7 protein-coding genes are annotated in these 9,209 nt (G+C 33.3%); 5 read left to right on the top strand and 2 right to left on the bottom strand.

The window, feature by feature from the left end:
- Nucleotides 1-2,725 (top strand): PKD-like domain-containing protein (locus ABWO04_RS08240; RefSeq protein WP_353079028.1); only part of this gene is annotated, 2,725 nt, incomplete at its 5' end.
- A 12-nt stretch (nt 2,726-2,737) separates the two neighbouring features.
- On the top strand, nt 2,738-3,745 hold the full coding sequence (locus ABWO04_RS08235) for a PorP/SprF family type IX secretion system membrane protein (protein ID WP_353079026.1): 1,008 nt from the start codon (nt 2,738-2,740) through the stop codon (nt 3,743-3,745).
- Nucleotides 3,746-3,757: 12 nt separating this feature from the next.
- Here ABWO04_RS08235 and ABWO04_RS08230 read toward each other — a convergent pair whose 3' ends face one another.
- Nucleotides 3,758-4,090, bottom strand: coding sequence for a 7(1) septoil knot domain-containing protein (locus tag ABWO04_RS08230; protein ID WP_353079024.1), 333 nt, complete (start codon nt 4,088-4,090; stop codon nt 3,758-3,760).
- Between the two features lie 243 nt (nt 4,091-4,333).
- Here ABWO04_RS08230 and ABWO04_RS08225 point away from each other — a divergent pair, with 243 nt between their 5' ends.
- Nucleotides 4,334-5,002, top strand: coding sequence for a phage tail-like protein (locus ABWO04_RS08225; protein WP_353079022.1), 669 nt, complete (start codon nt 4,334-4,336; stop codon nt 5,000-5,002).
- A gap of 1 nt (nt 5,003) precedes the next feature.
- Complete coding sequence (locus ABWO04_RS08220; protein ID WP_353079020.1) at nt 5,004-6,866, top strand: LamG-like jellyroll fold domain-containing protein; 1,863 nt, start codon at nt 5,004-5,006, stop codon at nt 6,864-6,866.
- A 212-nt stretch (nt 6,867-7,078) separates the two neighbouring features.
- On the opposite strand, the gene ABWO04_RS08215 is transcribed toward ABWO04_RS08220, so the two are convergent.
- Nucleotides 7,079-8,323 carry a hypothetical protein gene (locus ABWO04_RS08215; RefSeq protein ID WP_353079019.1) on the bottom strand — a complete coding sequence of 415 codons (1,245 nt, stop codon included), beginning with the start codon at nt 8,321-8,323 and terminating at the stop codon, nt 7,079-7,081.
- Between the two features lie 193 nt (nt 8,324-8,516).
- On the opposite strand from ABWO04_RS08215, the gene ABWO04_RS08210 reads away from it, so the two are divergent.
- On the top strand, nt 8,517-9,209 hold a 693-nt coding region (locus tag ABWO04_RS08210), incomplete at its 3' end, for a hypothetical protein (RefSeq protein WP_353079017.1).

Here is a 9,209-nt window from a genome sequence, read left to right as displayed (position 1 = left end):
CACCTCTGGAACCAATACCATTCCTGTTCAAACATTAGTAAACACTACTAACGCGCCAATAACCATTACCTATGCAGCTGTAGCAGCAACTAACGATGCTTCTGCCTGTGCAGGGATTACTTATAATTATACAATTACGGTGAATCCAAAACCTGCAATAGAAAACCAAGCATTTGTAATTTGTAGCGAACAAGGCTTTACAGTAGCGCCTGTAGACGGCACTCCAAATGCAAGTACCATCGTACCGGTAGGAACGTCTTATGGTTGGACGATAAGTACCAATACAAATATAACCGGAGCTAGTGCAGGATCAGGTAGTCAAATTAGTCAAGTATTAACCAACGCTAGTACTACAATTCAAACAATTATTTACACGGTTACACCAACATCGGGTACATGTATAGGCACTCCTTTTACTATTACGGTGGAGGTATATCCAAAACCAAATGTAATATTTGATTTGGCCAACCAAACCATTTGTAATAATACAACAACAAATTTAGTTACATTAAGTTCATCATTACCAGGCGCAATCACATTCGCGTGGATAGCAAATATACCATCGGGTATAACTGGCGCAACTGCTTCAGGAACTGGAAATATTCCAGTAGAAACGTTAGTCAATTCTACAAACGCACCTTTAACTATTACCTATACCGCTTCGGCAACTTTTACTAGTAACGGAAATTCATGTACAGGAAATGATGCCTTTTATACCATTACGGTAAATCCAACATTTACAGCATCGGGAGTACTTTCTAACTATAATGGGTATAATGTAAGTGTTTTTGGAGGCAATGATGGAACCATCAACCTAACGGTTGCGGGTGGTTCTGGAACCTACACTTATAGTTGGGTAGGGCCTAATGGATTTACAGCTATTACCGAAGACCTAACGGGTTTATTTGCTGGAACCTATACTGTAACAATCAACGATGGATATTGTGCTCCTATTGTATTAACTTTTATACTGACACAACCACCTGAACTTTTAGTTCAACAAGATTTAGCACTAAATATTAACTTAATTTGTTTTGGAAATTCAAACGGTGCTGTAGGAATTCAAATCACACAAGAATCAGTAAGTCCTTATGATTATACGTTATTAAATAGTGCAAATGTAATCGTACAAACTATTACAGATTCAACCAATTTGAATCCGCAATTTACTGGATTAATAGCAGGAACGTATTCTGTTCTGGTTACAGATGCTAATGGCGGAACAAAAACTGTAACCGGATTAGTAGTTTCTCAACCGGATGATATTGTCATTACACCTACCATAACTGAAATTACCTGTTATGGAGCAAACAATGCCAGTATCTCACTAGCAGTAACAGGGGGAACAGCACCTTATATTGCCAATTGGAATACGTTAGCTACAGGATTTTTTCAAAATAATTTAGCAGCTGGAAGTTATACTATAACCATTACTGATGCTAATGGATGTACAAAACCAATTACAATAAACATTATTGAAGCACCAATATTTACAATTAATCCTGTTGTAACAAACATTTCCTGTTTTGGAGCCAATAATGGAAGTATCAACCTAAATTTAATTGGTGGTCAAGCTCCAGTTGTAGTAACTTGGAATGATGGTAGTACTTCTGGAACCATAAGAAATAACTTACTTCCAGGAGTATATAGTGTTTCGATTTCTGATGGAACTCCATGTTATATTAATAGAACATTTATAATTGTAGAACCGCAACCGTTAGTTTTAAATGCAACCGTACAAAATGCGTTGGATTGTTTTAATGCAAGTAGCGGAGCCATAAACTTGGTTGTTTCAGGTGGAACACCTCCATTTAGTTATGTTTGGTCAAATGCTTCAATTACAGAAGACATTACAAATATTCCTAATGGTAATTATTCTGTAATAGTTACAGACAGCAGAGGTTGTATCAAGACAGCTTCTTTCACAATTACCAGACCAGCGCCTTTATTGTTAGTTTTAGACCAAGATTCTCAAGTAAATTGTGTTACAGGTACAGTAACTAATCTTTTCAAGGCAAACGTTTCAGGTGGTATGCCGCCATTTGTTATAAACTGGTCAAGTGGAATTGTTTCTGGTGCGAATAACGAATTTATGTCCACTACTCTTAACGGATTAATTACCGTAACTATAACAGATGCTAACGGATGTACTACATCGCAAAGTGTAACCATTACAAATCCAATCATTGGAAATGCTGGATTTACACAAAATTCATATGCATATACTACTTTTGGTTTATATTCGATGTTAGATCCTATTCAGTTTACCAATACAGCAACAGGTGATTACATTAGCATATCTTGGAATTTTGGGGATGGCACCTTCTCTACTGAAGAAAATCCTATACATACCTATGTTTTAGAAGGCGAATATATTGTAACACAAACTGTTACTTATCCTTTAGGATGTATAAAAACAACATTCATAAGTTTAATTATAGATAAAGGATATTTATTAGTAGTGCCAACTGCTTTTACACCAAATAGTGATTCACTTAACGATACGTTTAGACCGGTTACAAAAGGCTTAAAAAATGTTCGATTAGATATTTATGATACCTGGGGTTCATTAATTTATTCTGAAACGGGTGATGTAATAGCAGGTTGGAATGGTAAAATAAAAGACACACCAGCAGAAAACGGTAATTATTACTGTAAAGTAGCTGCTGAAACCTTTTATGGAACCATAGTGAAAGAAAATCAAACATTTGTATTAATAAAATAAGAAATAGTAAAAATGAAATTCAATTTATATACCGCACTTTTATTTCTTTTTTCTTGTATGCGTATGCAGGCACAAGATCCTGTTTTTACTCAGTTTCTTTTAGTACCAGAAACCATAAACCCAGCATTTACGGGTTCGGCAAGTGCTTGGAATGCGGGACTTATTCACCGCAGTCAATGGCCTGATGGAAATAGAAAAATAGATACACAATACGGATTTGCAAATAATTTAGTAAATGATAATTTAGGAATTGGGTTGACTGTATTAAACCAAAGAGAAGTTTTCACTGATTACAATTATTTTCAAGTAAATGGAGCCTTTTCATATCGAGTAGATATTAATTACGACTGGCGACTAAGATTGGGAATTGAAGGGGGTTACGGGAGAAAAGATTTTAATTTTGGAAACTTATTATTAGAAGATCAAATTAACATAAATACAGGTGCAATTTCTGGCAGTAGTATTGACCCAGGGTATTTAAGAAGTAAAAACAATATTAATTTTGTAGATTTTTCTGCAGGGGTTTTAGTAGATCAAGAAAATGCTTGGTTTGGGGCAACTTTAAAACACCTTGGCAGACCTGACATTTCATTTAAAGAAAATGGTAATGTTCCATTAGATATGTTTTTCACCGTGCATGGTGGCTATTTTTTCGAACTAAACAATACACCATTTATGATTTTACCGCAAGATTCCAATCTGTTATTTTCATTTAATTATATGAGGCAATCGCAATACAACAGATTAGACCTGAGCACTTCATTAGAAATGAATACATTTGCATTTGGAGTAATCGCATCAACAAATCCAGAAGGAAAAAGTCCAAATAGTCATGTTTTAACCTCTTTAAATCCATTTGTGACCATGCGAGCTGGTGAATTCAAATTGGGTTATTCCTATGACTTAAATACTTCAAAAATGGGAAATGGACAAGGTATACATGAATTATCTTTAACCTGGCAATCAAGCTATACCTGTCGAGATTGTGATAATTATAAAATGAAGCTAAAGCGAATCTAAATTCATAAGTACTTAAAACAATAAATGTTTTTTTTCGTTATTTCGCCATCCGGCTTGATTTTCATAATTCACAAAAAAGATTTTTAAATCGGCTTGATTTTCATAATCCACAAAGTAGATTTTCTTTTTTGCCTGATTAGAATATTTAGAAAAAAACCACTTTCCATTGTTCTCGCCAACCTGATTTTCATATTTCACCTTGAAGACTTTTAAATCGGCTTGATTTTCGTATTTCACAACAAAAACTTTTATATCTGCCTGATTAGCATATTGCGTACTAAATACTTTTTGTGCATTTGCAAAGCTACTTATGCATAAAAATGCAAGAATTATTGTATATCTCATATCAATAAGTTTTAATCAAATATACAAAAAATTACAAATAACAAACAATAAATTCCAAATCACAAATTCCAAATTCCAACAAACAATAAACAATAAACAATAAACAACTCAATAACTAAGACAAAACCTCGCCATCCAGAAATTGTTGACGGACAAACAAAATATCCCAAATCGTAAATCCAAACAATATTTTTTAAATAACTTAAAAAAAATTATCTTTGAAAATTATTAAAATACTTTTCAATGAAAAAGTGGATTTCAATTTTTAGCATAATAAGCTGTTGTTGGTATTCGAATGCACAAACGGGCATCGGTACCACGACTCCTAATGCGTCAGCAAAATTAGAAATCGCGTCAACAGATAAAGGAATATTAATTCCTAGAATGTCCAAAACGCAACGCGAAAGCATTACGCTTACCACAGCGGCAAACGGATTATTAGTGTATCAAACCGATGATGTGGTGGGTTTTTATGTCAATAACAGTACTACAACTACCCCATCTTGGACTAGATTAAATTCCGATTGGATTAAATCTGGAAACAACATTAGCTACACCGCCGGAAACATTTCTACCACAGGGGCTATCACAGGCGGAAATTCAGACACCTCATCTATCTCAGGATTTTCAGCAAATATTACCTCTGTATCGACAAATTATCCTTTAACGGCTGCCGATAACGGAAAAATAATTCAATCTACTAGCGCTTCTGCCATAAACATCACCATACCTAGTGGTTTACCCGCAGGATTTAATTGTACGGTGGTGCAAATGGGTGCTGGACAAATTACGTTTGCAGGAACCTACTTCAACAGAGGGAATTTTACCAAAACAGCCAGTCAATATGCTATCGTAAGCATCCTTCACATGGGAAGCAATAACATTATTGTGTCTGGCGAAATGAGTAATTAAAATGAAAAAAATCCTATACCTAGTCCTTTTACTAGTATATTGTGCTGCAATTGGTCAAATAGGACTACCCATTCAACAATCAGTGCTTCCAAAAAATAGTTTGGTAGTCAATTACGATTTTTCAAAATCAGCTAGTTTCACACGAGGCAATTCATTTGTAACCAGTATAGCCGCTTCAGGAAACGCATCAGTTGTTAATGCACCCATTTTCATGAATTCATTGGGTTTTATTGAACTAGATGGAGTCAATGAATATCTTGTTACTCCAAATGTTAGACCCTATTTTAAAACGGTAAACGCAAGCGCACAAAAAAGCTTTACGATGAGTCTTTGGATCTATCCAAGTGCCTTAAATGGTGTAATAGTGAGTGAGTTAGATTCACAAACTCCCAGCTCAGGTTTTCATGCTACTAACATAGAAATTGTTAACGGAAATATTAAATACCGTGTTTGGAATAGTCCTATTATAACCTCTTCTTTTGCACTCAGTTTAAACAGATGGTATCACATTGCCATGGTCTATAACGGCACTTCAGTTAAAGCCTATCTTAATGGTGTTTTACAAGGAACACAAACCGCCGCTAGAGATATTCCAAGCATTGCCCAAAATTATGCGATTGGCGCCTCAGAAACTACCTATATGGGGTCTGGTGCTTTTGGCAAATTTAATTTGGCGCAATTCAAATTATACAATTTACCTTTAAGTAATTTAGATATCCTACAAGAATATTTAGCCCGAAAAGATGAGTTTGATTATTCCATTCACAGCCCATCAACCAATACAAACCCTACCTATTGGAGTGTTTCAAGTGTATGGAATAGCGAAACTACTTTTGGTCAACTACATTACACCCCGTGGCTTAACAACACTTCGTTAGGTTGGGCTGCTTTGTATAACGATGCCAATCAATCCATCACATTAAGTTATGATGCACCAACCACGATAAAAGGAATCGTAACCCAAGGTAGAGCCAATAACGGCGGGCAATGGGTCACAAAAGCACATATTGAAACGAGTCCAAACGGTGCGGCACCATGGACTCGCGTACTCGATAATGCCTTGTTAAACACTAACTCAACTGATGATGTGCGCGTCTTATTCCCTACACCCGTTTTTGCAAAAGCGGTAAAGATACTTCCTGTGGAATGGAATCCAGGTGGTCATATTACAATGCGTTTGGGATTAATGGTTAAGCCCATAGATTTTACGACAAACAACTTAACGCTTTATTATAATCCTGCTATGACCGAAAGTTATAGTGGAACAGGTAATACAGTGAATGATTTATCAGGAAATGGAATGAATGGAACGCTAAGTAATGTAACAACAACTGCCACAGCTTTCACTTTCAATGGCAGCAATTCTCAAGTTAGCATTCCTGATAATGCTATTTTGGAACCAGGTACTGGAAATTGGACTATTGAAGTCTGGTTTAAACCGACGGTTATAAATGGTACGCTTTTAGGAAAATATAACAATGGTGGTCAAACAGCAAATATTTCCTACGCTTTACGTATGGGGAGTAATGTTATTCGAGCCGATTTCAGTAACGGAAGTACAGGATTGAGTTCTGATAATTATACCCTAACTCCTAACAATTGGGTGCAAATGGTATATATTTGGAACAAAACAAATAATGCATTATATACTTATTCTAATGGCGTGTTAAAACAAACAAAAACGATAACTATTTCGGGTATACTAAATAGTAGCACTAACTTATTTTTAGGCTCTTATAATGGTGGAGAATATGCACAATATTTTAATGGACAAATAGGTGTTGTAAGAATGTACAATAAAGCCTTAACCGACTCAGAAGTCCTAAACAACTTTAACACTACAAAAGGTACTTACGGGTTATAATTTTTTCTCTTTCAACATTCAACATTCCTTGTTCAACATTTCTTGTTCAAAAAAAATAATCCCTCTAATCCTTTAATTCTTGGTAAAACAACAAACCCCGCATCCTGATAACAACTCAACAACTAACCATAAACAACTAACTATAAACAACTAACAACTCAATATCAAACCCCATCATCCTCAGCGTATCGGAGTACACAACAAATCGTAAATTAATTAAAATAATCAACTAAATATTCATCTGTAAAGATGGGATAATTTATTTTTTTTGAAAGTATTTTGTATTCATTTAATTGATAATCAGCGTTATCATTACTATGAAATTTGTAAACACAAATTAAAATCATAATTATTTCTTTATAACTATATTTAAAATAATCTTCCTCAAAAATAGAAACTTGTTTTTCTTCTACGTTTAATTCATTCAAATCTAATTTTGTATTGAATACTGAAAGTAAACGAAACAAATTTATATGATGTTCATGGTAATAATAACGAACCTTAATTTTTTGAATTGAAATAAATTTCAATAGCATGTCCATAAATAAAAAATCACCTGAAAGCAATGCAACAATCATGGGTTCATACAAATAATCCAATACATGTTCTTGTGGCGATATTTTAATTGTATTAAAAAAGGCAGTAACATCGTTTGAATCATATTTATTTGAAAGTAATTGAACAGAAAATATTCTGCCGGTTAAAATAGGATGAAAATCTTGTGTCGACACGGTACTAAAGTAATCATAAGTAACTGGCAATCCATTCAAATATTTTTTCAATTCTAAAACTGCTATAGAAAAACATTTGATTTGAATATTTGAAGTAGTTGTGCTAACATACGAACACCAATCACCATAATAGCCGTTTAAATTGGAATAATCCACATAAATACAATATACATATTTCAAAAAATTTGTATTCATTAATAGTTTATCATCGGAAAGTTTATGCGTTTTAAAAAGCATTCCAATCGAATTTCCAAAATGCAACGTTTCAGAGTAACTAAAATGACGTTCTATAAAAAATTTGGAGTTAAAAACAGCCACTAAAAGTGTTTGCTTATCTAAATAAACCAATTCCCGACATAATGAAATCATAAAATCAAGCGCCTGCTCACTTTTATAATCCAAACCATTTATAAAATATAGAAGACTTTCAGAATCTTCCTGCAAAAGAGAATATAACTTCTCTTTATCACTCCAATAGGCTTCGTAGGGATTAATTTTTAAATAATGAACATAGTCTTTGTACCCATTAAAACGTGCAAGTGTATCAAGTGTATTCTTACTCGGTTTCACATAACTTGCCAATCCAAATAACCTTCTCAAAGTATTATAACTAATCAATTCGTCAGTTCTTTCAATAATAAGTTCCGATAACAATTGACAATCACCCCTATCTTGTATAGAAAATCCTGCGTTTTTTTCAGTTAGTTTTTTTAAATACTCAATCATTATTTAATATGTATCAATTATGTATCAAATATAAACATATAAAAATACAAATTTGAAAAATAAACAAAAACATGGCAAAAGATTTTACAAAATACTCCTTAGTGGGTGTTGCACAAGAGTTAGGAAAAGCAGGATAAGTTCAGAAAATAATTGAAGATAATCCCGATTTAAGTCAACTAAATAAAACACAATTATGACGATTAAAGAAATCAACGAAAGAATAGAGTTAGATTACAACATTGAAAAAATTAATTTAGCTAACACTAATTGGTTTCCTTTAATGAAATATGATGAAGATTATGGAGTCTCTAAATCTTTAGATGCTATTCAGTACTTAATTGTAGGATTAAATCCTTCATTAACTAACAAATTCGCTAAGCATATTCACGAAACTATTTTTGAAATTGAAGGTACATTTGACCCAATGTCAACTCACGATTACGGTCGTAAAGAAATATATCTAAATAATAAAGCAGCGATAACTAAAAAACTAATTGATTATCAAGCGCTTCTAAAATATGACTCAAAAGAACGAATCCCCTATTTTAAACAATTAGAAAACTTTTTTATTGAAATAGAAAACAAGACGAATTTCAAAGAAAATATTTTTCATTATGATTTTTGCCAATTGAGACATACCGATTCAAATGGAATAAAAAAAACCATCAAAGATAATTATGAAATTCTTGCCAAACATTTAGATAGTATTATTGAAGTGGTTCAACCTAGAATTATTTTTGTTTTTAATGGCACTTTAGCAAAGTTATTAAAAGAAAAAAAAATCTTTTCATCCGAAAATTTACACGAAGATCTAGGATGCTATTTTTACAAAGATATTCCTGTAGTTTTAGCTAATCAACTTTCTGGAGGTGCAACTTCTTTAGTT

The organism is Flavobacterium sp. (genome assembly GCF_040382755.1).
Classification (GTDB): Bacteria; Bacteroidota; Bacteroidia; order Flavobacteriales; family Flavobacteriaceae; genus Flavobacterium.
This window is presented reverse-complemented; position numbering and strand designations above follow the sequence as displayed.